Genomic DNA, 25,225 nt, shown 5'->3' with positions numbered 1-25,225 from the left:
CTATCTGTTGATCGTGAGGATTCAGGGGTGCGACCCCGTGCCGGTGGGCACGGGGTCGCGGGGGCTCACCAGCGGTAGTGAGCGAAGGGCTTGTTGGCCTCGGCCATCTTGTGGGTGTCCTCGCGACGCTTGACCGCCGCGCCCAGACCGTTGGAGGCGTCCAGGATCTCGTTCATCAGACGCTCGGACATCGTCTTCTCGCGGCGCTGCCGGGCGAAGCCGACCAGCCAGCGCATCGCCAGGGTGTTGGACCGGGCCGGACGGACCTCGATCGGCACCTGGTAGGTGGCACCACCGACGCGGCGGCTGCGGACCTCGAGGGCGGGCTTGACGTTGTCCAGCGCCCGCTTGAGGGTCTGCACCGGGTCGACACCGGTCTTGGCGCGGGTGCCCTCCAGCGCCGTGTACACGATGCCCTGGGCGATGGTCTTCTTGCCGTCCTGCAGCACCTTGCTGACCAGCTGGGAGACCAGCGGCGAGCCGTAGACGGGGTCGACGAGGACAGGCCGCTTGGGGGCCGGACCCTTGCGAGACATTACTTCTCCTTCTTCGCGCCGTAGCGGCTGCGAGCCTGCTTGCGGTTCTTCACGCCCTGCGTGTCCAGAGAGCCGCGGATGATCTTGTAGCGCACGCCCGGCAGGTCCTTCACACGACCGCCACGCACCAGCACCATCGAGTGCTCCTGGAGGTTGTGACCGACACCGGGGATGTAGGCGGTCACCTCCATGCCGCTGGACAGCTTCACGCGCGCCACCTTGCGCAGCGCCGAGTTCGGCTTCTTCGGCGGCACGGTGTAGACGCGCGTGCAGACGCCACGGCGCTGCGGTGCGCCCTTGAGGGCGGGCGTCTTCTTCTTGCTGGCCTTGTCGGCGCGGCCCTTGCGGACCAGCTGCTGGATGGTGGGCACCTGGTGAATCTCTTTCCTACGTCGGATGTACTCCTGAAGTGGGGCGCAGACCGGCCCCCTGCACCGTGACGGTGACGCGGGGCGGACTGCCGTGCAGGCGCCGCCACACCGGAGGGGCACCAGCCGCCCCCGTGTCAGGGCACGCACACAGGTTCGGGCAGGCCGAACACGAGGGCCAAGACTACCTCGGGGTTCGGGCAGGGTCAAAGCGCGCAGGCTGCCCGGGAGCTGGGCGGTTCGTCGCGACCCCGGTCGCGCCCGCCGGACGGGCAGCCTACCGGAGCAGGCCGCTGCGGCGGGCGCACCGGCACGCCGGCGTGCCGCCCCCGGCGGCTGCCTACACTGGCCGCGTCCCGCCGCCGACGACCCTGGATCCCGCCGTGCCCGTTGCCGCAGCCCCCGGTCGCGCCACCGCGCCCTCCCGGAGACCCGCCCTGCTCCCGGCCGGCCGCGCGGGGCGCCGGGAGGACGGGGCGTGACCGGCGCCGCCCACGTCGACCGGCCGGCGCTGGAGCGGTGGTTCGCCGAGCGCACAGGCTTCCACCCGCTGGGGCCCCGCGACGACGTGCTGCTGGCCTTCGGCGACGGGGAGACGAGCTACGCCGTCCGGGCGGGCGGCGAGGGGTTCGAGCTGCTGCGGGCCAGCCACAGCTCCCTGCGCCCCGTGGCGGGCGCCACCCACCTCGACGACGCCCTCCGGCTGCTGGCCCTGGCGGTGCTGCCCAGCCGGGCGCCGCAGCTGCGGCCGGACGACCTCGGCCCCGGCGTCACCCTCGACCTCGGTCAGGACGGGGCGGGCGCGGCGTGGAGCGACGCCGCCGGCGAGCACCACCGGGTGCGGGTGGGGGCGCTCGGGCAGCGGGAGCAGCTGCTGGTCCGGCTCAGCCGCTGCGCGCAGGCGTCGCTGCCCGAGATCGAGCGGTCGCTGGCCACTCCCGACGGCGCCCCGCTGCTGGTCCCCCGCGCCGCCGCGTCCTGAGCCCGGGCGGTCAGCCCTCCGCGGTCGCCGGCTCGGCCAGACGGGCCGTGGCCGCCCGACGGAGCTCCTCGCTGAGGTCGTCGCCGGCGGCCAGCAGGTCGGGCAGCGTGCCCGGCTCGGTGGTCATGGCCCGGAACGTCTGGCCCACCGTCACCCCGTGGTCGGGCCGGTGCAGCACCTGCACCGGGTCGCCGGGGGCGACGAGCCCCGGCTGGGCCACCGACAGGTAGGTGCCGGGGCGGCCGTCGAGGGTGAAGCGGCGCAGCCAGCCCCGCACCCCGAGCCAGCCGCGGAAGGTGGAGCAGGGGATGCGCGGCACGGTGACCACCAGCTCGGCGGTGCCGACCCGCCACCGCTCCCCCAGCAGGCAGCCGGACAGGTCCAGCCCGGCGGTGGTCAGGTTCTCCCCGAAGGCCCCGGAGGCCAGCTCCCGGCCGAGCTCGTGCTGCCAGCGGTCCAGGTCCTCGCGGGCGAAGGCGTAGACGGCCTGCACGTCCCCGCCGTGGTGGCGGCGGTCGCCGATGTGGTCGCCGACCACGCCGCTGCCCAGCCCGCCGGAGCGGGGGCCGGGGGCGCGCACCTCGACCGGACCCGACTGCGGCAGCTTCTCGATCCCGGTGGTGTGCGCGGCCTTGTAGGGGTTCGGACGCGCCCGTCCGACGTTGACCGAGATCACCTGCACCCGCAGCAGCCTAGATGGGCCCGCCGGCCCGCTCCACCTGGATCTCGCTGGCCTTCACCGCCAGCCACAGCGGGCTGGCCGCACCGAGCCGCAGCTCGGCCACCGCGGCCGGGGTGACCTCGGCCTGGACGCGGTCCCCGGTGCCGAGCTGGACGTCGAGGCGGACGCCGTCGCCGTGCGGGGCCATCCCGCGCAGCACACCGGGCAGCACGTTGCGCGGGCTGCCCTCGGGCCGGCTGGCGAACACCGACACGGCGGAGGGGCGGAACACGCAGTGCACCGGCCCCTGCACGGGTGCGGCGACGGTGAGCACCAGCCCGGAGGGGCACCGCACCGTGGTGCCCTCGGCCCGGCCGCGGAGCAGGTTGAGCCCCACCAGCCGGGCGACGTAGTCGGTGGCCGGCCGGCGGGTGACCTCCGCCGGGGTGCCCACCTGCACCACCCGTCCCCGCTCGAGGACGACCACCCGGTCGGCCAGCACCGCGGCGTCCACCGGGTCGTGGGTGACCAGCACCGACGGCCCCGCGAACTCGCCCAGCCGGACCGCCAGCTCGCCGCGGGTGAGCAGCCGGGTGCGCGCGTCCAGGGCCGACAGCGGCTCGTCGAGCAGCAGCAGGTCGGGCTCGGGAGCCAGCGCCCGCGCCAGCGCCACCCGCTGGGCCTCACCGCCGGAGAGCTGCCGGCCGCCGCGGTCGGCCAGCGGACCCAGCTCCCAGCGCCGCAGCAGCGCCAGCGCGCGCTCCCGCGCCGCCCGGCGGCGCAGGCCCTGGCTGCGCAGCCCGTGGGCCACGTTGTCGACCGCGCTCAGGTGGGGGAACAGCAGCGGGTCCTGGAAGACCAGCCCGACCCGGCGGCGGTGGGCGGGCAGGGTGGCCAGCTCGCGCCCGTCGAGGCGGATGCTGCCGCCGGCCGCCGGCTCCAGCCCGGCCAGCGCCCGCAGCACCGTCGACTTGCCGGCGCCGTTGGGGCCGACCAGCGCCACCACCTCCCCCGGGTCGGCCGCGAGGTCCACGCCCACCTCGAAGTCGGGGCGCGGCACCCGCAGCGACGCCCGCAGCCCGCTCACCACCGGGCCGTCCAGCGTCCGCGCAGCAGCAGCAGCACCACGAGCGGGACACCCATCAGCAGCACCGACAGCACCAGCGCCGCACCGGGGTCGTCCTCCAGCGACAGGTACACCTGCAGCGGGACCGTGCGGGTGGTGCCGGGGAAGTTGCCGGCGAAGGTGATGGTGGCCCCGAACTCGCCCAGCGCCCGCGCCCACGCCAGCACCGCACCCGCCAGCACGCCGGGGGCCAGCAGCGGCAGCGTCACCCGCGTGAAGGTCTGCCAGCCGGTCGCGCCCAGGGTGGCCGAGACCTCCTCGTGGCGGCGGTCCAGGGCCCGCAGGCTGCCCTCCACCGACAGCACCAGGAAGGGCAGCCCGACGAACACCTGGGCCACCACCACCGCCCACGGGGTGAAGGGCAGCGCCCACCCGGTGAGGTCGTGCAGCGGGCCGCCGAGCAGCCCCGAACGCCCCCACACGCTGAGCAGCGCCACCCCGCCGACGACGGGCGGCAGGATCAGCGGGACGGTCACCAGCGCCCGCAGCCACCCCGCGGCGCGGGAGCGGGGCCGGGCCAGCAGCCAGGCCAGCGGCACCCCCAGCAGCACGACGACGACGGTGGCCAGGCCGGCCGTGCCGGCCGACAGCGCCAGCGCCTGGCGGGCGGGGGTCGAGCCCAGCACCTCCCCCAGCCGGGCCCAGGGGGCCCGGGCGACGAGCCCGAGCAGCGGCACGGTCAGCCACAGCAGCGCCAGCCCCGCCGCTGCCAGCAGCGGCCACGGGGCGCGCTCGCGCGGCGGGCGCAGCGGCGTCCCGCGCCCGGCCGGCACCCGGTCAGGGCGCACGGAAGCCGGCTCCGGCGAGCAGCTGCTGGGCCGGCGGGGTGAGCAGGTAGGCCACCAGCTCCCGGGCCTCCTCGGTGCGCTCCCCCGTGGTGACCACGGCGGCGGGGTAGCGGGTGGACGCCGCCTCGGCGCCGGGCACGTCGACGCCCTCGACCCGGCCGGCGGCGGCCAGCACGTCGGTGCGGTACACCAGCCCGGCGTCGGCCTCGTCCGCGGCCACCTTGGTCAGCACGGCGCGGACGTCGCCCTCCAGGCTGTCCAGCCTCGGCTCGACGCCCGCGGTGGTGAACAGCTGCTCGGCCGCCGCACCGCAGGGCACCGAGGGGTCGCAGGCCACCAGCCGCAGCTCGGCGCGGGTGAAGTCGTCGAGGGTGTCGACCGCCGCGGGGTTGCGGGGCGGGGTGGCGATCTGCAGCACGTTGCCGGCGACCACCACCGGCTGCTCCACCAGACCGGTGCCGGCCAGCGACTCCATCACCGGCTCGCTGGCGGAGACGAACACGTCGCCGGGGCTGCCCTGGCGGATGCGCTCGGCCAGCGAGGAGCTTCCGCCGAAGTCGTAGACCAGCTCGACGCCGCCGTGCTCGGCGCTGAAGCGGGACCCGATGCGGGGCAGCACGTCGGTGAGGGAGGCGGCGGCGTGCACCACCAGCGGCTGCGGGCCGGGCGAGCAGCCCGCGGAGACGGTCAGCAGCAGCAGCGCGGCCAGCACCGCCGTCAGCTCCCGCACGCGTCCTCCCGTCGCCCGCGCCTCCCGCACCCGGCGCGCCGTCAGCCTAGCGAGCGGCCCCCGGCGCGCCGGGTCGTCACCACCCCGTCCCCCGGGGTTCACCGGGCCGGGGCAGGATGGTCGACATGACGGGGGACGGCGGCGGTCGGGTGGTCGTGATCACCGGGGCGATGGCGGCGGGCAAGTCCACGGTGGCCGAGCTGCTGGCGTCACGGCTGGAGCGCTCGGTGCACATCCGCGGGGACATCTTCCGCAAGATGGTGGTCAACGGCCGCGCCGACATGACCCCGGAGCCGGACGAGGAGGCGCTGGCCCAGCTGCGGCTGCGCTACGGGCTGGCCACCCACGCCGCCGACACCTACGCCGCGGCGGGCTTCGACGCCATCGTGCAGGACGTGGTGATCGGCGCCGAGCTGGCCCGGTTCGTGGCGCAGATCCGCTGCCCGCGCCGGTACCTGGTGGTGCTCTCCCCCACCGTGTCGGCCCTCGCCGAGCGGGAGCGGCAGCGGGCGAAGGAGGGCTACACGCACTACACCCCGGTGGCCCTGGACGCCACGCTGCGCCAGCAGACGGCCCGCATCGGCTACTGGCTGGACTCCAGCGCGCAGACCCCCGACGAGACCGTCGACGACATCCTCGCCCACCTGGAGGACGCCCGGATCTGAGCCGGGGGCAGCCGGGACGTCACCGCCTGCCCACGGAGCTGAGCCGCTGCAGCCCCCAGGCCACCAGCCCGCCGACCGCACCGGTCACCGCACCCGCGGACAGCCCGCCGAGGACCGCCCCCACCCGGGGCAGCACGGTCGCCGCCGGGCCGACGCCGATCGCGGGCGGCGTCCCCCGGAAGGAGGCCTCCCACAGCAGCTGGTGGCTGACCACCGTCATCACCCCCAGCAGCGTCCCCGTCACCAGCACGGCCAGGAAGGGGTTGGGCACCCGCCTCACCACGGCGACGGCGATCCACAGCACGACCGGCCCGACCGCGAGCAGCAGCGGCACGGGGCCGTCGTCGCCGACGAGGTGGAGCTGGCGCAGCACCGCCCCGGGGAGGCCGACGGCCGCCAGCCCGACCAGCGCGGCGGGTGGCAGACCCAGCGCCTCGCGCGGGCCGGCGGCAGGGGGCGTCGGGTGCACGGCGGACACCGTAGGCGGCCACGGCCGGGGCGCACGTCCTCCGGAGGCGACAGCAGGGTCGCCCCCACTCGACCCGCGACCGGTCCGAGGTCGACTCCCGCAGTCGCCGGCGGCGGGCGGCCGCGGCGGAGGTCCCCGTCCGACGATGCCGGCCCACCCGTTCCCGGCCCAGGAGCAGCCCCCATGGACAGCTGTGACGACCGACCCCGCCTGACCGTGCTGGGAGGCGGCGACCTGGACGAGGTCGCCGCCCTGCTGGGTCGCGGCATGGCCACCAACCCGCTGCACCTGGCGGTCTACGGCGGTGACGAGGAGCACCGGGCCCGCTGCCACGCACGGATGGTGCGCGCCCTGCTCGCCGCCTCACCGGCCGCCTCCCTCGCCGGGGTGGTGCACGGCCAGACGCTGCGGGGCGTCGCCGCGTCGGTGCCGCCCGGACGCTGCCAGCCGGCGGCACCGGTCCGGCTGCGGCTGCTGGCCACCGCGCTGACCCTCGGCCCGCGGACGGCCGCGCGGCTGCTGCGCTGGAACCGGGCCTGGGCCCGTCACGACCCGGCCGAGGACCACGTCCACCTGGGACCGGTCTCGGTCGACCGGCAGCTGGCGGGGAGGGGGTACGGCGGGCTGCTGCTGCGGGGGCACGTCGCCGAGCTCGACGCCGCGGGGCTGGTGGGCTACCTGGAGACCGACCGCCCCGGCGCGGTCGGCTTCTACCGCCGGTTCGGCTACACCGTCGTCGGGCGGGCGGAGGTCCTCGGCGTCCCCACCTGGTTCATGCGGCGCCCTCCGGCCTGACCCTCAGGGGACGACGAGCCCGGACCGGTGCGCGATCACCACCAGCTCGGGGCGGTCGCGGGCGCCCAGCTTGGCGAGGATGCGGCTGACATAGGTGCGTGCGGTCGCCGGGCTGAGGTGCAGCACGGCGGCGATCTCGTCGTTGGTGTCGCCGTGCCCGATGCGGGCCAGGACCTCGACCTCCCGGGTGCTGAGGCGGGCCAGCCGCGGGTCGGGGGTGGGAGCGGCCGGGCCCACCGCGACCATGTCCATCAGCCGTGCGGTGATGGACGGCGAGAGCAGCCGCTCGCCGCGGGCGGCCCGGGCCACCGCGTCGCGCAGGTCGGCCCGGGGGGTGTTCTTGAGCAGGTAGCCGTCCGCCCCGGCCCGGATCGCCTCGACGACGTCGGCGTCGTCGTCGAACGTCGTGAGGACGACGACGGAGGTGCGGACCAGCTGCTCGTCGGCGCGGATGGCCCGGGTCGCCTCGATCCCGTCCATCACCGGCATCCGCAGGTCCATCAGCACCACGTCCGGGCGGTACCGGCGGACGGTGTCCACGCCGCGCCGCCCGTCGGTGGCCTCGGCGACGACGCGGATCGACTCGTCGCGGGTCAGCAGGGCCCGCAGACCGGCACGCACCAGGTCCTGGTCGTCCACGAGGACGACGGAGCACGGCACCGGCCCGGTCACGGTCGCCATGCTAGGTCTGCTCCGCCGGCCGCGGGGTCGTCCGAGGGCGACGACCGACCTGCGCCGGCCCGCTCAGTGACCACCGTGCTCGCTCTCCGGCAGCCGGTCGGGGGCGCTGGAGGCGTCCTCGACCACGATGAACTGCCCCATCATCCCGGCGTCCTCGTGGGCGAGGAAGTGGCAGTGGTACATGTACGGGGTGTCGGGGTCGGTGTAGTCCTCGAAGCGCATGATGATCCGGTACAGCACCCCGGGGCGGGTGTAGATGGTGTCCTTCCACCCGGCCAGCTCCGGCGGGGGCGCCTGCCCGTCGACGTCCAGGACCTGGAACTGCACGTCGTGGACGTGGAAGGAGTGCGCGAACTGCATCTGGTTGCGCACCTCCCAGATCTCGACGGTGTCGACCTCGACGACCTCGTCCACGGTGTGCATCTGCATCGACCGGCCGTTGATCTGCAGGCCGTCCATGTCGAAGCGTCGCCGCTGGCTCGCCGAGCCGGGGTCGATCCGCGGGATGTCGGCGAGCTGGCGCGCGGGCCGCGGGCTCGGGGCGAGACGGTCGGCGGCCCGCAGCTGCAGCACGTCGAGCCGGTCCGCGCCGCCGTTCATCTCCGCCAGCACGGCCGGCATGCCGAGGTCCGGCGCCTCCGAGCGCAGCACGGGCCGCTCACCGGGCTGCAGCCGCACCACGATCTCGGCCCGCTCCCCCGGTGAGAGCTGGACCTGCGCCGTGGGGTGCGGGGCCTCGAGCAGCCCGCCGTCGGTGCCGACGAGGTCGAAGGTGCGCCGGTCGTCGAAGGTGAAGCGGTAGGTGCGGGCCGAGGACCCGTTCAGCAGCCGGAGCCGCACGCGCTCGGTCGTCACGTCCAGGTAGGGCGAGTGGGTGCCGTTCACCAGCACCTGGTCGCCCAGCGAGCCGACGAAGCCGCGGGTGTCGAGCGAGATGGCTCCGTCGGGGCCGAAGTTCTTGTCCTGCACCACGACGGGGACGTCGTCCACGCCGTACTCGTGCGGGAGCCCGGAGCGGTCCGGCTCGGCGGGTTCGAGCAGGAACATCCCGGCCAGCCCCATCTCCACGTGCTCCTCGGTCTCGCCGTGGGGGTGCGGGTGGTACCAGAGCGTCGTGGGCTCCTGGTCGACGCGCCAGGAGGGGGTCCACGTCCGACCCGGCTCAATCATCTGGTGCGGTCCGCCGTCCATCTCCGCCGGCAGGTGCATGCCGTGCCAGTGCACCGTGGTCGCGGTGGCGAGCTGGTTGTCGACCCGCACCCGCACCCGGTCCCCGACCGTCGCCGCGAGGGTGGGACCCAGGTAGCTGCCGTCGAAGCCCCAGGTCCGGGTGCTGATCCCCGGCCGGAACTCTGTGGTCCCCTCGTCCGCGACGAGGTCGAACTCGCGGACGCCGTCGGGGGCCAGGGTGCCGCGGTCCAGCGGCGGGACGGCCAGCCGGTTGTCGAAGTCGACCTGCCCGACGGTGTCGACGACGGGCGCCTCCTGCGCGCCGCTGCAGCCGCTCAGCGCGGCGGCGACCAGGGCGGCCGCGGTCACCACGGCGAGCACCCGTCGCCCCGTCCGGCCGGGACGGGCGGGCGTGCGGTGGGCGGGTCCGGCGGCGGCGGGCGACGTGCGGGGGCCGGCGGTGGTGCGGGTCTGGTCCATGGCCGCGACGCTAGGGACGCGGTGCCGGGCCGCGGATCTGCCGGCGGACGACTGCCGGGTCGCTCCCGGGCGACAACCCGGGTCGCGCCGCGGACCACGGACGGTGCGGGCGACCGCCTCACCGCAGCGGGATGGTGGCCCGCACCTCGAACCCGTGGGCCGACGGCCCGGCGGAGAGGTCGCCGCCGAGGAGCTGGGCCCTCTCGCGCATGCCGACGATCCCGGTGCCGGGCTCGGCCGCGCCTGCGGGTGAGGGCTGCCGGCCGCCACGGCCGTCGTCGGCGACGCTCACCGCCACCGAGCCGTCGGACTCCTCGACCCTGACCTCGACCCGCGTCGCGCGGGCGTGGCGGACCACGTTGGTGATCGACTCCTGCACGATGCGGTAGATGGCCGCCTCCACCGGGGCCGGCACCGCGGACCGGAGGTCCAGGTGCGTGCTCACCTCCACCCCCGCCTGCCGCGCGGGCAGGGTGGCCGACCCGAGCTGTCCGAGGTCGGGCGGGTGCCGGGACGTCCGGGCGCCGTCCCGCAGGCCGAGCACCGTCCGGCGCAGGTCGGCGAAGGTGGCCGAGGTGGTGTCGGTGATGGCGCGCAGCGACCTGCGCACCTCGGGGTCCTCGGAGGTCATCGCCTCCTCCAGCACCTCGCTGTGCAGGGTGATGACGGTCAGCGCGTGCCCGATCGAGTCGTGCAGCTCCCGGGCGATGTCGAGCCGTTCGGCCATGATCCGCTGCTCGGCCTCACGGGCGTACCGGTCGGCGGTCAGCGCGGCGACTTCCTCGGACTTGCGCCGCACCTCGCGACGGGAGCGCACGCTGTCGCCGAAGGCCGCCGCGCCGGCCAGCAGCAGCGCCTGACCGGGCAGCTCGTAGCCGATGACGAAGCCCGGGTCCTGCCCCACCGCGAGCCGGTAGCCCAGGCCGAGCAGGACGACGGCGGCCGAGGTGACCACGGCGACCAGGGCCCGCCCGTGCTCGGCGGCGGAGAACACCGCCGCCGCCAGCGGCACGGCGACCCCGATCGGCGGGTGGTCGGCGGCGTGGTAGGCGATGACCGCCGCGCCGCTCAGCACGACGACGACGCCCGGGTAGCGGCGGCGGACCAGCATGAGGGCGCCCAGCGCGACCGCCCAGGTGTAGGCCCAGGGGTCGGCCCCGGAGCCGCCGACGCCCGCGGCGACGAGCCAGCTCACGGTGAGCGCCACCCCGACGGCGAGCAGCACGTCGAGCAGCCACGGCGCGGCCCGGGGACCGACCCCGCCGCGCACGGCCGCCGCTCGCCCCATGGGCTCATGCTAGGCAGCCGAGCGACGCCAGGCCGTCGCCTGGGGACGACACCTGCCGCCACGCCGGCGCCACCGGCGCCGGCGTCGCCCCGCGATGACCACGGTGTCGATCTCCGACGGCGCCGGCGGTCCCCGTGGCCGACCTAGCGTGCCCGCACGACGACCGGCACCAGGAAGGACGCAGCCATGAGCCAGCACGAGACCCCCGCCGACCCGACCCCCCGCAGCCCGACGAGCACCCGGCGGGTGCTGCTGGGCTCGGCGATCGCCACCGTGGGTGGCGCGGCGGCCATCGGCCTGGCCGGCGGCGGGCTGGGCGCACGCCCGTCGCCGCCGTCGCCGCCCGAGGAGGTGGTGCCGGTCTTCGGGGCGCACCAGGCGGGCGTCGACACCCCGCAGCAGCGCTACGCGATGCTGGTGGCGGCCGACCTGACGGTCGGGGACGCCGGCGCGCTGCGACGGCTGCTGCGGGACCTCACCGCCACGATCGCCCGGATCACCCGGGGCGAGGACCCGCCGCCGTCCCCGCTCTTCCGCGACGGGGCCGTGGTCCCCACCGACTTCGCCACCGGTCTGCCGCCGTCGCGGCTGACCGTCACGGTGGGCGTCGGGCCGGCGGTGTTCGACCTCCCCGGCGTCGGGGAGCCGCCGCCCCGGCGGCTGCGTCCGCTGCCCGAGTTCGAGGGGGACGCCCTCGACCCGCGCTGGGCCGGCGGCGACCTGCTGCTGCAGATCTGCGCGGACGACCCCCAGGTGGTGAGCGCGGCGATGCGGTCGCTGCGGGCACGCATCCCCGGCTACGCCCGGCTGCGGTGGACGCAGTCGGGGTTCCTGAGCACGCCGGTGGACGGCGGGACGCCGCGCAACATGTTCGGCCACAAGGACGGCACGTCGAACCCGCGTCCGGGCAGCGCCGAGCTGGAGCAGACGGTGTGGGCGCGGGACGACGAACCCGCCTGGTTCGCCGGCGGGACCTACCTCGTCTTCCGCAAGATCCGGATGAGGACCGCCGACTGGGACCTGACCCCCCGCGACGAGCAGGACGCGGTGATCGGCCGGCGGCGCTCCGACGGCGCCCCGCTGACCGGTCGTGAGGAGCACGACGAGCCCGACCTCGAGGCGACGGCTGGCGGCCGTCCGGTGATCGCCGCCGACGCCCACGTGCGACGGGTCCGCGGGTTCTCGATGCTCCGTCGCAGCTACAGCTACGACTACGGGCAGCTGATCGCCACCGCCGGCGGGGAACCCGACCCCACGGCCGCGACCCAGGAGCACGAGCACGCGCCCGGGACCCCCGAGCACACCCACGGCGGTCACGGCGCGCTCGACGTCGGCCTGCTGTTCTGCGCCTACGGCAACGACCCGGACGCCCAGTTCGTGGCCGCGCAGCGCCGCAGCGCCGCCGCGGACCGGCTGAACCGGTTCGTCACCCACACCGGCAGCGCGATCTTCGCGGTCCTCCCCGGGTGCTCGCCGGAGGGCTACCTGGGTGAGACGCTGCTCAGGACCCCGACCCTGGGCTGAGCAGGAGGGCAGCACCGTGCAGCTGGAGCAGCAGGAGAGGTCGCTGCTGGCCGCCCTGACCGACGAGCACCGGCTCTGGCCGGCCGGGGCCGAGCCGGTCGTCCTGGCGCGCGGGTCGGAGAACACGACGTTCGCGGTCGGGGACTGCATCGTGCGCCTCGGCGCCGACCGGGATGCGGTCGCCCGCGAGGTCGCGCTGCTGCGGGCCCTCGGGAGCCGCACCGCCGTCGCCGTCCCGGCCCCGCTGGTGCACCGCCCCGAGCTCGGCCTGCTCGTCTACCGGCGGGTCCCGGGGACGCCGCTGATCAGCCGGCAGGACCGGAGCTCCCCGTCGCTCGTCCGCGGTCTGGTCGAGGTGCTCGGCGCGCTGCGCAGCGTGGGGGCCGGGCTGGAGCTGCCCACCGACGACTACGCCGCACAGGAGTGGCACCGGGACGCGGTCGAGGCGTTCGGCCGGGTCCGTTCCCACCTCGGGGCCGGCGAGGCCTCGCTGGTGGCCGCCTTCCTGGACCGCGAGCCGCCTCCGCCGCGGGTCGGCAGGGTCCCGCAGCACAACGACCTCGGGGCCGAGCACCTGCTGGTGGACGCGCGTGGGCACCTCACCGGGGTCATCGACTGGAGCGACGCGGCCCGCACCGACCCCGCCCGCGACCTCGGCTCCCTCTACCGCGACCTCGGCGGAGCCACCGCCCACCGGGTGGCCGAGGCGCTCGGCCAGCCGCTGACGGAGGACGAGGCGGGTCGCGTCCGCTTCCACGCCCGGTGCCGCTGGCTGGAGGACGTGGCCTACGGCCTGCAGGACCCCGCCGGGCGCGGCGTCTACCTCGAGAACGCCCGGCGCACGTTCGCCCACACCTTCGGCGAGCGCGGCTGAGCCGCGGAACCCGGCCGGGAGCACCCGCGACGGGGACCGGGGGACCCCAGCCCCACCGGTCGCCCCCGGGCGACTGCCGCTACGTCGCAGCACGACCGCCGGTGCCGACCCCGGACGCTGCCGGGACACCGGGGCCCGCCACCAGCATGGGCGGGACCCATCGACCACGAGGAGGTTCCCGTGCCCGCAGTGCGGCAGCTCGTGCTGGTGCTCCTGCTCGCCCTCGTCGCCGCCCTCGCGGCGGCGCCCGGGGCACTGGCCCACGGCTCGCTGGTGGGCAGCGCCCCGGCGGCGGGCCAGTCGGTGCCCGACCCGCCCCGGGAGGTGGTGCTCTCCTTCTCCGACCCCCTGCTCGGCGGTGGGGCGGCGGTCGTGGGCGCCGACGGACGTGACCGCGTCAGCGGGGAGCCGCGGCTGGACGGCAGGACGCTGGTCGTCGAGCTCGGCGACGCCCTGCCGGACGGCGAGTACGAGGTGCGGTGGCAGACGACGGGGTCCGACGGGCACCCGGTCTCGGGGGTCTTCTCCTTCACCGTCGGTCACGGGTCGACGCACGCCGCTGCGGACCCCGCACCGCACGAGGAGCCGCCACCGGCCCGGGAGGGGCAGCGGTCCTCCGCCGACGCCGTGGCCCTCAGCGCCCTGCTCACCGCCGCCGGCACCGTCGTGGTCGGCGGCACCCGCTGGCTGCTGCGGCACCGCCGCCGGGGAGCCGGCAGCGGCCGGGGCGTGCCGGGCTGACCGGTGGGGCCGACCGGTGCCCTCAGCTCTCGCGGGCGCCGGCCTCCTCGGCCACCCGCTGCAGCCCGGCGAGGTAGTCGCTCCACCACCGCTCGTCGCGGTCGGGGAGGTTCGTGCCGCCCTCGCGCAGCCCGCTGCGGCCGTCGTGGAGCTCGCGCAGCACGTCGGCGTGCCCGGCGTGGCGGGCGACCTCGACCGCGACGTGCACCAGCACCGTGTGCAGGGTGACGTCCTCGCCCTGCGGACCCCACCACGGGACGTGCCCGGTGGCGTCGAGGCCGAGCGCCTCGATGGTGGCGTCGCAGTGCGCCCAGGCCCGCTCCGCGAGCGCGAGGACGGAGGCGGTCGTCTCCTCCGGGCCCGCCCACATGTCGGCGTTGTCCTCGGCGTCCTCGGCCGCCCAGGGCAGCTCCTCGGGGAAGGGGCGGGCGAAGACCGCGCCGAAGTACTCCGCCTCCACCGTGGCCACGTGCTTGACCAGCCCGAGCAGGTTGGTGCCGGTGGGGGTGCGGGGCCAGCGGGCGTCCCGCTCCCCCAGCCCCTCCAGCTTCCACAGCAGGGCCCGGCGCGAGGCGCGCAGGTAGCGGTGCAGCAGCGCCTTGCGCTCCTGGTCGGCGTCGCCGGCCGGAACCGGGTCGACCTCGAGGGTGCCGACCACGGCCTGCGAGGAGCCCCGCAGCTCGTGCCGGGCCGGGGTGGCGAGGTCGGCCCGCTCCACCACGTCGGCCCAGGAGCGCAGGATCCGCGCGGCCTCACCGCCGGGGTCGGTGGGCAGCCGGTCGAGGTCGATCTCCAGGCGCAGTCGCATGCGTGCCAGTCTGGCAGCGCGACCCGGCCACCTACCATCACCTCCGTGCCCCCGCGTTCACCGCTGCCGACCCGTCACGGCCTCGCCGCCGCGTGGTTGCGCACGCCCGACCGGGACCCGGCGGCCGCGCCCCGCTGGCGCACCTTCGGCGGGTGGCTGGTCGAGCGGCTGCCCGCCGAGGTCGACGTGGCGGCGATGCTGGCCGAGGGACGCTTCGTCCACGCCGACGGCTCCGCCGTGCTCGCCGAGGAGCCCTACCGCCCGCACACCTTCGTCTGGTTCCACCGCGAGCTGCGGGCCGAGCCGGAGGTGCCCGGCGGGCTGACGGTGCTGCACCGCGACGACCGTGTGGTCGTGGTGGACAAGCCGCCCTTCCTGTCCTCCATCCCGCGCGGGCGCCACGTCACCCAGAGCGTGGTGGTCCGGCTGCGCGACCAGCTCGGGCTGCCCGAGCTGACCCCGGCGCACCGGCTGGACCGGATCACCTCCGGGCTGCTGCTGCTGACCACGGCCCGGCGCTGGCGCGGGCCCTACCAGTCGCTGTTCGAGCAGCGGGCGGTGGGCAAGGTGTACCGCGCGCTGGCCCCGCTGCGCACCGACCTGGCCGAGCCGGTGCTGGTCCGCAGCCACATCCGCAAGCAGCGGGGGGTGCTGCAGGCCGAGGAGGTGCCCGGCGCGGCGGTCAACGCCGAGACCCTGGTCCAGCTCGACCGGGTCCACGGGGCCCACGGCGAGTACCGCCTCGAGCCCCGCACCGGACGCACCCACCAGCTCCGGCTGCACCTGTGCTCGCTGGGGATCCCCATCGTCGGGGACCCGCTCTACCCGACCGTCCGCGACGTGGAGGTCGACGACTTCAGCGACCCGCTGCAGCTGCTCGCCGCGGAGCTGTCCTTCCGCGACCCCGTGGACGGGCGCCCGCGCAGCTTCCGCAGCGAGCGCACCCTCCCCCTCCCGGCGGCGGGCTGAGACCGCGCGGGGCGGGTCTCGGCTGCCGGCGGGGCACCCGGGGCGGCCGGGCAGCCGACAGACTGGGCGCCATGGCCTGTCCGGTGCGCATCCTCTTCCACTCACCGCGGATCCCGCAGAACTCCGGCAACGCGATCCGGCTGGCCGCGGTCACCGGGGCCGAGCTGCACCTGGCCGGACCGCTGGGGTTCGAGCTGACCGACGCCCGGCTCAAGCGCGCCGGGCTCGACTACCACGAGCTCGCCAGCTTCACCGTCCACGACGACCTCGAGGCCGCCTACGCCGCGCTGCTGCCGGCCCGGGTGTTCGCCTTCACCGCCCACGCCACGACCACCTTCACCGACCTCGCCTACCGGGCCGGGGACGTCCTGCTGTTCGGCCCCGAGCCGACCGGGCTGGACGAGGAGGTGATGGCCGACCCGCGCGTCACCGACCGGGTGCGCATCCCGATGCTGCCCGGACGCCGCTCGCTCAACCTGGCCAACGCCGCCTCGATCGCCGTCTACGAGGCCTGGCGCCAGCACGGCTTCGGCTGAGCCGGGGAGGGAGCGCGTGCACGCGGACCAGATCGACCTCTCGCCGGCCACGGCGGCCCGGCTCGTCCGCGAGCAGCTCCCCCGCTGGCGGCACCTGCCGGTCACGCCGCTGCCCCCGTCGGGGACGGTGAACCGGATCTTCCGGATCGGGGACGACCTGGCGGCCCGCTTCCGGCTGCGCCCGGGCGACCCCGACGCCGTCGAGGCCGAGCTGCGGGCCGAGCGCGCCGCGGCCGAGCAGCTGGCGGCCTCGTGCCCCGTCCCGGTGCCCCGGGTCGTCGCCCTCGGCTCGCCCGGCCACGGCTACCCGCTGCCGTGGTCGGTGCAGACCTGGTTGCCGGGCCGGACGGTGACCAGCACCTCCTGCGCCGGCTCCCAGGAGCTGGCCGAGGACCTCGCCGCGCTGGTGGCCGCGCTGCGGCGCGCCGACACCGGTGGCCGGTCCTTCTCCGGCCCGGGCCGGGGCGGCAGCCTGCCCCGGCACGACGGCTGGGTGGAGCAGTGCCTCGCCGAGAGCCGGCAGCTGCTCGACGTGGGCCTGCTGCGCGAGCTGTGGCAGGGCTTCCGGGAGCTGCCCGCCGCCGGTGCCGACGTGATGAGCCACACCGACCTCATCCCGGCCAACCTCCTCACCGACGGCCGGCGCCTCACCGGCGTCCTGGACGTCGGCGACTCGGGCCCCGCCGACCCCGCCCTCGACCTGGTCGCCGGCTGGCACGTGCTCGACGCCCGGCCGCGGGCCCGCTTCCGCGAGCTGCTGGGCTGCGGCGACGTCGAGTGGCGGCGGGGCGCGGCCTGGGCCTTCGAGCAGGCGCTGGGAGCCTTCTGGTGCTACCTCGGCAGCAACCCGACGATGGCCGAGCTGGGCGCCTGGACGCTGCACCGGGTCGTCGCCGCGGAGACCGGGCAGCCGCACCGGCTGGCCCCGCCCGCCAGCCCCGTCTGGCGCGTCCTCGGCCTCTGACACCCGCGGCACCCCCGCCAGGGAACGCCGCAGAGGCGGCGGAAGCCCAGGAACGCCGCAGGGGCGGCCGGGAGATCCCGACCGCCCCTGCGGTGACTGCTACGACCTGCCTCAGCGGTAGTCGCCGAGGTCGAACTCCTCCAGCGGCACGGCCGCACCGGAGCCGGACCCGAAGTCGTAGTCGTAGGGCTCGTAGCTCATCGAGTACGCCATGGCCTTGGCCTCCGCGGTGGGCTCCACCTTGATGTTGCGGTACCGCTCCAGGCCGGTGCCGGCCGGGATCAGCTTGCCGAGGATGACGTTCTCCTTCAGACCGAGCAGCGAGTCGGACTTGCCCTGGATCGCGGCGTCGGTGAGCACCTTGGTGGTCTCCTGGAAGGAGGCCGCCGACAGCCAGGACTCGGTGGCGAGCGAGGCCTTGGTGATGCCCATCAGCACCGGCCGGCCGGACGCCGGCTGGCCGCCCTCGGCCACCACGCGCCGGTTCTCCGACTCGTAGGACTGACGGTCGACCAGGTCACCGGCCAGCAGGTTGGTGTCCCCGGACTCGATCACGGTGATCCGGCGCAGCATCTGCCGGATGATGATCTCGATGTGCTTGTCGTGGATCGGAGCGCCCTGCGTCCGGTACACGGCCTGCACCTCGTCCACCAGGTGCTCCTGCACCTTGCGGATGCCGAGGATGCGCAGCACGTCCTGGGGGTCCTGGGTACCGGCGGTGAGCTGCTGGCCGACCTGGACGTGGTCGCCGTCCTCGACCAGCAGACGGGCACGACGGCCCACCGGGTACTCGATCTCCTCCGAGCCGTCGTCGGGGACGAGGACGACCTTGCGGGTGCGGTCCCCCTCCTCGATCTTGACGCGGCCGGTGGTCTCCACGATCGGCGCCTTGCCCTTGGGCTGACGGGCCTCGAAGAGCTCCACCACACGCGGCAGACCCTGCGTGATGTCGTCACCGGCCACACCACCGGTGTGGAAGGTCCGCATCGTCAGCTGGGTGCCGGGCTCACCGATGGACTGCGCCGCGACGATGCCCACGGCCTCGCCCACGTCGACCAGCTTGCCGGTGGCCAGCGAGCGGCCGTAGCACATCGCGCAGGTGCCGGTGGCGGCCTCGCAGGTGAGCACGCTGCGCACCTTGACCGTCCGGACGCCCTGGCGGACCAGCTTGGCGATGTTGACGTCGCCCAGGTCGACCCCGGCCGGCAGCAGCACCTCGCCCTGCTCGTCGACCACGTCGACGGCGAGGGTGCGGGCGTAGGCCGCGCTCTCGACGTTCTCGTGGACGACCAGCTGGCCGTTCTCCTCCACGGCGATGACCTTGGTCAGGCCGCGCTCGGTGCCGCAGTCCTCCTCGCGGATGATCACGTCCTGGGAGACGTCGACCAGACGACGGGTCAGGTAGCCCGAGTCCGCCGTGCGGAGCGCGGTGTCGGCCTGGCCCTTGCGGCCACCGTGGGTGGAGATGAAGTACTCCAGGACCGAGAGGCCCTCACGGAAGTTGGACTTGATCGGCCGCTCGATGATGTCGCCCTTGGGGTTCACCACCAGGCCACGCATGGCCGCGATCTGGCGCATCTGCACCATGTTCCCGCGGGCACCCGAGTGGACCATCATGAAGATCGGGTTGGTCCGCTCGAAGTTGGCCTCCATCTCCTGGCCCAGCTTCGCCGTGGCGTCGTTCCACAGCTCGATCAGCTCGCCGCGACGCTCCTCGTCGGTGATCAGACCGCGCTCGTACTGCTTGTCGATCTTGGTGGCGCGCTCCTCGTAGCCGGCCAGCAGCTCGGGCTTGGTCGGCGGGGTGGAGACGTCGCTGATCGACACCGTCACCCCGGAGCGGGTGGCCCAGCGGAAGCCCAGGTCCTTCAGGTTGTCCAGGGTGTTGGCCACCTCGACCTTCGGGTACCGCTCGGCCAGGTCGTTGACGATGACGCCCAGCTGCTTCTTGCCGACCTCGTCGTTGACGTAGGGGTAGTCCTCGGGCAGGGCCTCGTTGAACAGGGCCCGACCCAGCGTCGTCTCCAGCAGCACCGGCTTGGCCGAGGGCTCGGCACCCGTGGTGGGCACGTAGCCGTTCAGCCGGATGCGGACCGGGGCACCGATCGCCAGCTCGCCGCGGTCGAAGGCCATCAGGGCCTCCGCGGTGCTGGAGAACACGCGCCCGGACCCCTTCTCGCCCTCGCGCAGCATGGTGAGGAAGTAGTGGCCGATGATCATGTCCTGGGTGGGCATGGTCACCGGACGACCGTCCGCCGGCTTGAGGATGTTGTTCGTCGACAGCATCAGGATCCGGGCCTCGGCCTGGGCCTCGGCGCTCAGCGGCAGGTGGACCGCCATCTGGTCGCCGTCGAAGTCGGCGTTGAAGGCGGTGCAGACCAGCGGGTGGATCTGGATCGCCTTGCCCTCGATCAGCTGCGGCTCGAAGGCCTGGATGCCCAGGCGGTGCAGCGTGGGAGCACGGTTCAGCAGCACCGGGTGCTCGGCGATGACCTCCTCCAGCACGTCCCAGACGACCGGGCGCTGACGCTCGACCATCCGCTTGGCGGACTTGATGTTCTGGGCGTGGTTGAGGTCGTCCAGCCGCTTCATGACGAACGGCTTGAACAGCTCCAGGGCCATCGCCTTGGGCAGACCGCACTGGTGCAGCTTGAGCTGCGGGCCGACGACGATGACCGAACGGCCCGAGTAGTCGACGCGCTTGCCCAGCAGGTTCTGGCGGAACCGGCCCTGCTTGCCCTTCAGCATGTCCGAGATGGACTTGAGCGGGCGGTTGCCCGGCCCGGTCACCGGACGGCCACGGCGGCCGTTGTCGAACAGCGAGTCGACGGCCTCCTGCAGCATCCGCTTCTCGTTGTTGACGATGATCTCGGGCGCCCCGAGGTCGAGCAGCCGCTTCAGCCGGTTGTTGCGGTTGATGACGCGGCGGTACAGGTCGTTCAGGTCCGAGGTGGCGAAGCGGCCACCGTCGAGCTGGACCATCGGACGCAGGTCCGGCGGGATCACCGGGACGCAGTCCAGCACCATGCCGGTCGGGCTGTTCTGGGTGGTGAGGAAGGCCGAGACCACCTTCAGCCGCTTCAGGGCGCGGGTCTTGCGCTGGCCCTTGCCGGTCTGGATGGTGTTCTTCAGCGCCTCCGCCTCGGCCTCCAGGTCGAAGGACTGCAGACGCTTCTGGATCGCGTCGGCACCCATCGAGCCCTCGAAGTAGCGGCCGAAGCGGGTCTTCATCTCGCGGTAGAGGATCTCGTCGCCCTCGAGGTCCTGGACCTTGAGCGACTTGAAGCGGTCCCACACCGCGTCGAGGCGGTCCAGCTCGCGCTGGGCGCGGTCACGCAGCTGCTTGACCTCGCGCTCGGCCCCCTCGCGCACCTTGCGCTTGGCGTCGGCCTTGGCACCCTCGGCCTCGAGGGCGGCCATGTCCTCCTCGAGCTTCTTCATCCGGGTCTCGATCTCGGCGTCGCGGCGCTGGGCGCGGTTCTTCCGCTCGACCTCGACCTTGCTCTCCAGCGACGGCAGGTCGCGGTGACGCGCCTCCTCGTCGACGGAGGTGATCATGTACGCCGCGAAGTAGATGACCTTCTCCAGGTCCTTCGGGGCGATGTCGAGCAGGTAGCCGAGCCGGCTCGGGACACCCTTGAAGTACCAGATGTGGGTGACCGGGGCGGCCAGCTCGATGTGGCCCATCCGGTCGCGCCGGACGTTGGAGCGGGTCACCTCGACGCCGCAGCGCTCGCAGATGATGCCCTTGAAGCGGACCCGCTTGTACTTGCCGCAGTAGCACTCCCAGTCCCGGGTCGGACCGAAGATCCGCTCGCAGAACAGGCCCTCACGCTCGGGCTTGAGCGTGCGGTAGTTGATGGTCTCGGGCTTCTTGACCTCACCGTGCGACCAGCCACGGATCTCGTCGGCCGTGGCGAGGCCGATACGCAGCTTGTCGTAGAAGTTCACGTCGAGCACGTTGCTTGATCTCTTTCCCCTGTGGCCGAGCCACAGAAACTCATACTGATCGTCAGGGGGACTGAGCAGACTCAGACTTCGTCGACGCCGGCGAAGGACTCACCGGGACGGCGGGAGAGGTCGATGCCGAGGTCCTCGGAGGCGCGGTAGCTGTCCTCCTCGGAGTCGCGGAGGTCCACCAGGCTGCCGTCGGAGCTGAGCACCTCGACGTTCAGGCAGAGGGACTTCATCTCCTTCACCAGCACCTTGAACGACTCCGGGATCCCGGGCTCGGGGATGTTCTCGCCCTTGACGATGGCCTCGTAGACCTTGACCCGGCCCGCGACGTCGTCGGACTTGATGGTGAGCAGCTCCTGCAGCGCCCAGGCGGCGCCGTAGGCCTCGAGGGCCCACACCTCCATCTCGCCGAAGCGCTGACCACCGAACTGCGCCTTACCACCCAGCGGCTGCTGCGTGATCATCGAGTACGGACCGGTGGAGCGGGCGTGGATCTTGTTGTCGACCAGGTGGTCGAGCTTCAGGATGTACATGTAGCCGACGCCGACCGGGTCGGGGTAGGGCTCGCCGGAGCGGCCGTCGAACAGCCGCGCCTTGCCCGTCCCGTCCACCAGCTTCTGGCCGTCCCGGGTGGGCAGGCCGTGGGCGAGCAGCCCGCTGAGCTCCTCCTCCGTGGCGCCGTCGAACACCGGGGTGGCGAGGCGCTGGTTGCCCTCGACCCGGCCCAGGCCGACCGAGCGCAGCCGCTCGGCCCACTCGCCCTCGGCCTCGGTGACGTCCCAGCCGGTCTTGGCCGCCCAGCCCAGGTGGGTCTCCAGCACCTGGCCGACGTTCATCCGGCTCGGCACACCCAGCGGGTTCAGCACGATGTCGACGGGGGTGCCGTCCTCGAGGAACGGCATGTCCTCCACCGGCAGGATCTTGGCGATGACGCCCTTGTTGCCGTGGCGGCCGGCGAGCTTGTCACCGTCGGAGATCTTGCGCTTCTGGGCCACGTAGACCCGCACCAGCTGGTTGACGCCGGGGTTCAGCTCGTCGTCGTCCTCGCGGTCGAAGACGCGGATCCCGATCACGGTGCCGGACTCGCCGTGGGGCACCTTCATCGAGGTGTCGCGGACCTCGCGGGCCTTCTCGCCGAAGATCGCGCGCAGCAGCCGCTCCTCCGGGGTCAGCTCGGTCTCCCCCTTGGGGGTCACCTTGCCGACCAGGATGTCGCCGGTGCTCACCTCGGCGCCGACGCGGATGATGCCGCGCTCGTCGAGGTTGGCCAGCATCTCCTCGCTGACGTTGGGGATGTCGCGGGTGATCTCCTCCGCACCCAGCTTGGTGTCGCGGGCGTCGACCTCGTGCTCCTCGATGTGGATCGAGGTGAGGACGTCGTCCTGGACCAGGCGCTGGCTGAGGATGATCGCGTCCTCGTAGTTGTGGCCCTCCCACGGCATGAACGCCACCAGCAGGTTGCGGCCCAGCGCGATCTCGGCACCGTCGGTGCAGGGGCCGTCGGCGATCGGGTCGCCGGCCTCGAGCCGGTCGCCGTCGCGGACGATCGGGCGCTGGTTGATGGCGGTGCCCTGGTTGGAGCGCTGGAACTTGGCCAGCTTGTAGGAGGAGTAGGTGCCGTCGTCGTTGGCCACCTCGACCAGGTCGGCGCTGACCGAGGTCACTACGCCGGCCTTGGCCGCCACCGTCACGTCACCGCCGTCGACGGCGCCGCGGTACTCCATCCCGGTGCCCACGAACGGGGCCTCGTTGCGGATCAGCGGCACGGCCTGGCGCTGCATGTTCGCCCCCATCAGGGCGCGGCTGGCGTCGTCGTGCTCCAGGAACGGGATCAGCGACGTGGCCACCGAGACCATCTGGCGCGGCGAGACGTCCATGTACTGGACCTCGGAGCCGGGGATGGTGTCGACCTTGCCGTGGCGCTGGCGGACCAGCACGCGCTCCTCGGCGAAGGTGCCGTCGGGGTTCAGCTTGGCGTTGGCCTGCGCCGTGACGTAGCGGTCCTCCTCGTCGGCGGTCAGGTAGTCCACCTCGTCGGTGACCCGGCCGTCGACGACCCGGCGGTAGGGGGTCTCCACGAAACCGAAGGCGTTCACCCGGGCGAAGGAGGCCAGCGAGCCGATCAGACCGATGTTCGGGCCCTCAGGGGTCTCGATCGGGCACATCCGGCCGTAGTGGCTGGGGTGGACGTCGCGGACCTCCATGCCGGCGCGGTCGCGGGACAGACCGCCGGGGCCCAGCGCCGAGAGCCGGCGCTTGTGCGTCAGGCCGGCGACCGGGTTGGTCTGGTCCATGAACTGCGACAGCTGCGAGGTGCCGAAGAACTCCCGCATCGCCGCCACCACCGGGCGGATGTTGATCAGGGTCTGCGGCGTGATCGCCTCGATGTCCTGGGTCGTCATCCGGTCGCGGACCACGCGCTCCATCCGGCCCAGGCCGGTGCGCAGCTGGTTCTGGATCAGCTCACCGACCGTGCGCAGACGGCGGTTGCCGAAGTGGTCGATGTCGTCCTCCTCGACCAGCACGGTGGCGCCCTCGGTCAGCCCGGGGAGCTCGGTGCGACCCTCGTGCAGGGCGACGATGTAGCGGATGGTCGCCACGACGTCGTCCATGGTCAGGGTCTGGGTGTCGAAGGGGAGGTCGAGGCCCAGCTTCTTGTTGATCTTGTAGCGACCGACCTTGGCCAGGTCGTAGCGCTTGGCGTTGAAGTAGTAGTTCTGCAGCAGCGTCTCGGCCGCGTCGCGGGTCGGCGGCTCGCCGGGGCGCAGCTTGCGGTAGATGTCGAGCAGGGCCTCGTCCTGGGTGGAGGTGTGGTCCTTCTCCAGGGTGAGCCGCATGGACTCGAACTCGCCGAACTCCTCGAGGATCTTCTCGTCGGACCAGCCCAGCGCCTTCAGCAGCACGGTGACGTTCTGCTTGCGCTTGCGGTCGAGCCGGACGCCGACCATGTCGCGCTTGTCGATCTCGAACTCGAGCCAGGCGCCGCGGGAGGGGATGATCTTCGCGGTGAAGATGTCCTTGTCCGAGGTCTTGTCCGGGGTCTGCTCGAAGTAGACGCCCGGGGAGCGGACCAGCTGGGAGACCACGACGCGCTCGGTGCCGTTGATGACGAAGGTGCCCTTGGGGGTCATCAGCGGGAAGTCGCCCATGAAGACCGTCTGGCTCTTGATCTCGCCGGTCTCGTTGTTCATGAACTCGGCGGTGACGAACAGCGGCGCCGAGTAGGTGGCGTCGCGCTCCTTGCACTCGTCGACGGAGAACTTGGGGTCCTCGAACCGGTGGTCGCGGAAGGACAGCGACATGGTCTGGTTGAAGTCCTCGATCGGGGAGATCTCCTCGAAGATCTCCTCCAGGCCCGAGCGGGGGTTGACGTCGGTGCGCCCCTCGGAGAGGGCCTCGTCGACGCGCTGGCGCCACACCTCGTTGCCGACCAGCCAGTCGAAGGAGTCGATCTGGAGGTCCAGCAGGTTAGGGACTTCGAAGGGTTCGGCGATCTTGGCGAACGAGATGCGGCCGGTGCGGGAGATGACGTTGGTGTTCGAGGTGTTCGAGGCGGTGCGCGAGGCGGCCAACTGTTGGGTCCTTCCGAGACTCGCTGAGCGATACGTGGGCACGAAGACGGACCCGTGTCGAAGAGACGGGTCGTCAGCACACATGGGGCAAGTAAGCAGGTTACCCCGGGGCCATCGCACACGCAAGCCGTGCGGGCAGGAGTCAGCGGAGCGGTCAAGCCCCTCGCGGGACGATCGCTGGGCGTCAGCATAGTCAGCCCCGACCGGGTGACCAACCACAACGGCGGACCAGTTCGGCGTGTCGCGCCCGGATCGCTCCCGGGGCCGGCGGCGGCGCCACCAGGACCCGCGGCCCGGCAGCTCCTCCGGACAGGCGAATGGCCCCTGGCTTCGGGGGTGCCAGGGGCCATTCTCGACAGCGCGCGTACAGCAGCTCGACGTCCGCCGAACCACCTCGCAGCGGTCCTGCCGTCACGGGGTCTAACCCGATGACTCAAGCAAACACCCTCCGGAGCATCCTGTCAACATTCTTGACAAGATTCTTCCGGTCAGGCCAGGACGCCGGCGTGCCGGCGCCACATCTGCACCGAGCGCTTGTAGG

22 protein-coding genes are annotated in these 25,225 nt (G+C 73.8%); 9 read left to right on the top strand and 13 right to left on the bottom strand.

Features of this window, described 5'->3' with window-relative positions:
- Window positions 1-65: 65 nt before the first annotated feature.
- A complete protein-coding gene (gene rpsG, locus GC722_RS12490) occupies window positions 66-536 on the bottom strand; it encodes a 30S ribosomal protein S7 (RefSeq protein WP_156610697.1) in 471 nt (156 codons plus the stop codon).
- Window positions 536-907, bottom strand: coding sequence for a 30S ribosomal protein S12 (gene rpsL / locus GC722_RS12485; protein WP_331714765.1), 372 nt, complete (start codon window positions 905-907; stop codon window positions 536-538). The genes rpsG and rpsL overlap by 1 nt, the downstream gene beginning before the upstream one ends.
- Before the next feature lie 475 nt (window positions 908-1,382).
- Here rpsL and GC722_RS12480 point away from each other — a divergent pair, with 475 nt between their 5' ends.
- The gene (locus GC722_RS12480; protein ID WP_156610695.1) at window positions 1,383-1,886 is read left to right on the top strand and encodes a hypothetical protein; all 504 of its coding nucleotides are present in this window, start codon (window positions 1,383-1,385) and stop codon (window positions 1,884-1,886) included.
- Between the two features lie 10 nt (window positions 1,887-1,896).
- Here GC722_RS12480 and GC722_RS12475 read toward each other — a convergent pair whose 3' ends face one another.
- The 4 genes from GC722_RS12475 to modA are packed head-to-tail and all read right to left on the bottom strand — an operon-like array spanning window position 1,897 to window position 5,191.
- Window positions 1,897-2,568 carry an MOSC domain-containing protein gene (locus GC722_RS12475; protein WP_331714764.1) on the bottom strand — a complete coding sequence of 224 codons (672 nt, stop codon included), beginning with the start codon at window positions 2,566-2,568 and terminating at the stop codon, window positions 1,897-1,899.
- 10 nt (window positions 2,569-2,578) lie between these two features.
- Entirely contained in the window at window positions 2,579-3,634 is a 1,056-nt protein-coding gene (locus GC722_RS12470) for an ABC transporter ATP-binding protein (RefSeq protein ID WP_331714763.1), read from the bottom strand.
- Window positions 3,631-4,461, bottom strand: a complete 831-nt coding sequence (locus tag GC722_RS12465; RefSeq protein WP_331714762.1) for an ABC transporter permease — start codon at window positions 4,459-4,461, stop codon at window positions 3,631-3,633. Before GC722_RS12465 ends, GC722_RS12470 begins: the two co-directional genes overlap by 4 nt.
- Window positions 4,451-5,191: a molybdate ABC transporter substrate-binding protein gene (gene modA / locus GC722_RS12460; protein ID WP_197430129.1), complete on the bottom strand. Its 741-nt coding sequence runs from the start codon at window positions 5,189-5,191 to the stop codon at window positions 4,451-4,453. Before modA ends, GC722_RS12465 begins: the two co-directional genes overlap by 11 nt.
- Before the next feature lie 125 nt (window positions 5,192-5,316).
- Here modA and GC722_RS12455 point away from each other — a divergent pair, with 125 nt between their 5' ends.
- Complete coding sequence (locus tag GC722_RS12455) at window positions 5,317-5,856, top strand: AAA family ATPase (RefSeq protein ID WP_156610689.1); 540 nt, start codon at window positions 5,317-5,319, stop codon at window positions 5,854-5,856.
- Window positions 5,857-5,875: 19 nt separating this feature from the next.
- On the opposite strand, the gene GC722_RS12450 is transcribed toward GC722_RS12455, so the two are convergent.
- A complete protein-coding gene (locus GC722_RS12450) occupies window positions 5,876-6,325 on the bottom strand; it encodes a hypothetical protein (protein ID WP_197430128.1) in 450 nt (149 codons plus the stop codon).
- 183 nt (window positions 6,326-6,508) lie between these two features.
- Between GC722_RS12450 and GC722_RS12445 the strand changes: the two genes are divergently transcribed.
- The gene (locus GC722_RS12445) at window positions 6,509-7,120 is read left to right on the top strand and encodes a GNAT family N-acetyltransferase (RefSeq protein ID WP_156610687.1); all 612 of its coding nucleotides are present in this window, start codon (window positions 6,509-6,511) and stop codon (window positions 7,118-7,120) included.
- Between the two features lie 3 nt (window positions 7,121-7,123).
- Here GC722_RS12445 and GC722_RS12440 read toward each other — a convergent pair whose 3' ends face one another.
- The 3 genes from GC722_RS12440 to GC722_RS12430 form a co-directional block, all read right to left on the bottom strand.
- Window positions 7,124-7,801, bottom strand: a complete 678-nt coding sequence (locus tag GC722_RS12440; RefSeq protein ID WP_156610685.1) for a response regulator — start codon at window positions 7,799-7,801, stop codon at window positions 7,124-7,126.
- A 63-nt stretch (window positions 7,802-7,864) separates the two neighbouring features.
- Entirely contained in the window at window positions 7,865-9,451 is a 1,587-nt protein-coding gene (locus tag GC722_RS12435) for a multicopper oxidase family protein (protein ID WP_156610683.1), read from the bottom strand.
- Window positions 9,452-9,569: 118 nt separating this feature from the next.
- Complete coding sequence (locus GC722_RS12430; protein ID WP_156610681.1) at window positions 9,570-10,739, bottom strand: sensor histidine kinase; 1,170 nt, start codon at window positions 10,737-10,739, stop codon at window positions 9,570-9,572.
- Between the two features lie 186 nt (window positions 10,740-10,925).
- Here GC722_RS12430 and GC722_RS12425 point away from each other — a divergent pair, with 186 nt between their 5' ends.
- The 3 genes from GC722_RS12425 (at window position 10,926) to GC722_RS12415 (ending at window position 13,878) form a co-directional block, all read left to right on the top strand.
- Window positions 10,926-12,263 carry a Dyp-type peroxidase gene (locus tag GC722_RS12425; RefSeq protein ID WP_156610679.1) on the top strand — a complete coding sequence of 446 codons (1,338 nt, stop codon included), beginning with the start codon at window positions 10,926-10,928 and terminating at the stop codon, window positions 12,261-12,263.
- Window positions 12,264-12,279: 16 nt separating this feature from the next.
- Entirely contained in the window at window positions 12,280-13,137 is an 858-nt protein-coding gene (locus GC722_RS12420; RefSeq protein WP_156610677.1) for a phosphotransferase family protein, read from the top strand.
- A 180-nt stretch (window positions 13,138-13,317) separates the two neighbouring features.
- Entirely contained in the window at window positions 13,318-13,878 is a 561-nt protein-coding gene (locus tag GC722_RS12415; protein ID WP_197430127.1) for a copper resistance CopC family protein, read from the top strand.
- Window positions 13,879-13,900: 22 nt separating this feature from the next.
- Here GC722_RS12415 and GC722_RS12410 read toward each other — a convergent pair whose 3' ends face one another.
- Complete coding sequence (locus tag GC722_RS12410) at window positions 13,901-14,686, bottom strand: DinB family protein (RefSeq protein ID WP_156610672.1); 786 nt, start codon at window positions 14,684-14,686, stop codon at window positions 13,901-13,903.
- Between the two features lie 195 nt (window positions 14,687-14,881).
- Here GC722_RS12410 and GC722_RS12405 point away from each other — a divergent pair, with 195 nt between their 5' ends.
- The 3 genes from GC722_RS12405 (at window position 14,882) to GC722_RS12395 (ending at window position 17,155) form a co-directional block, all read left to right on the top strand.
- The gene (locus tag GC722_RS12405) at window positions 14,882-15,655 is read left to right on the top strand and encodes a pseudouridine synthase (protein ID WP_197430140.1); all 774 of its coding nucleotides are present in this window, start codon (window positions 14,882-14,884) and stop codon (window positions 15,653-15,655) included.
- Window positions 15,656-15,726: 71 nt separating this feature from the next.
- Window positions 15,727-16,191 (top strand): tRNA (cytidine(34)-2'-O)-methyltransferase, encoded by a 465-nt coding sequence (locus GC722_RS12400; protein ID WP_156610670.1) that lies wholly within the window; start codon window positions 15,727-15,729, stop codon window positions 16,189-16,191.
- A gap of 16 nt (window positions 16,192-16,207) precedes the next feature.
- Window positions 16,208-17,155, top strand: a complete 948-nt coding sequence (locus GC722_RS12395; RefSeq protein ID WP_331714761.1) for a phosphotransferase — start codon at window positions 16,208-16,210, stop codon at window positions 17,153-17,155.
- Window positions 17,156-17,266: 111 nt separating this feature from the next.
- Here the strand turns inward: GC722_RS12395 and GC722_RS12390 are convergent, their stop codons facing one another.
- Together GC722_RS12390 and rpoB are read right to left on the bottom strand one after the other, a co-directional pair.
- Entirely contained in the window at window positions 17,267-21,115 is a 3,849-nt protein-coding gene (locus tag GC722_RS12390; protein WP_331714760.1) for a DNA-directed RNA polymerase subunit beta', read from the bottom strand.
- A 71-nt stretch (window positions 21,116-21,186) separates the two neighbouring features.
- Window positions 21,187-24,684 carry a DNA-directed RNA polymerase subunit beta gene (gene rpoB, locus GC722_RS12385; protein ID WP_156610666.1) on the bottom strand — a complete coding sequence of 1,166 codons (3,498 nt, stop codon included), beginning with the start codon at window positions 24,682-24,684 and terminating at the stop codon, window positions 21,187-21,189.
- Between the last annotated feature and the right edge of the window lie 541 nt (window positions 24,685-25,225).

Origin of the sequence: Auraticoccus cholistanensis (assembly GCF_009742705.1) — a bacterium.
GTDB classification, from domain to species: Bacteria; Actinomycetota; Actinomycetes; order Propionibacteriales; family Propionibacteriaceae; genus Auraticoccus; species Auraticoccus cholistanensis.
The sequence above is the reverse complement of the archived record's forward strand: the minus strand, read 5'-3'. Positions and strand labels throughout refer to the sequence as shown.

Coding starts and splice junctions, on each gene's coding strand:
- rpsG (WP_156610697.1), bottom strand. CDS start 536: ATGTCTCGCAAGGGTCCGGCCCCCAAGCGGCCTGTCCTCGTCGACCCC.
- GC722_RS12455 (WP_156610689.1), top strand. CDS start 5,317: ATGACGGGGGACGGCGGCGGTCGGGTGGTCGTGATCACCGGGGCGATG.
- GC722_RS12445 (WP_156610687.1), top strand. CDS start 6,509: ATGGACAGCTGTGACGACCGACCCCGCCTGACCGTGCTGGGAGGCGGC.
- GC722_RS12440 (WP_156610685.1), bottom strand. CDS start 7,801: ATGGCGACCGTGACCGGGCCGGTGCCGTGCTCCGTCGTCCTCGTGGAC.
- GC722_RS12435 (WP_156610683.1), bottom strand. CDS start 9,451: ATGGACCAGACCCGCACCACCGCCGGCCCCCGCACGTCGCCCGCCGCC.
- GC722_RS12430 (WP_156610681.1), bottom strand. CDS start 10,739: ATGGGGCGAGCGGCGGCCGTGCGCGGCGGGGTCGGTCCCCGGGCCGCG.
- GC722_RS12425 (WP_156610679.1), top strand. CDS start 10,926: ATGAGCCAGCACGAGACCCCCGCCGACCCGACCCCCCGCAGCCCGACG.
- GC722_RS12410 (WP_156610672.1), bottom strand. CDS start 14,686: ATGCGACTGCGCCTGGAGATCGACCTCGACCGGCTGCCCACCGACCCC.
- GC722_RS12405 (WP_197430140.1), top strand. CDS start 14,882: ATGCTGGCCGAGGGACGCTTCGTCCACGCCGACGGCTCCGCCGTGCTC.
- GC722_RS12400 (WP_156610670.1), top strand. CDS start 15,727: ATGGCCTGTCCGGTGCGCATCCTCTTCCACTCACCGCGGATCCCGCAG.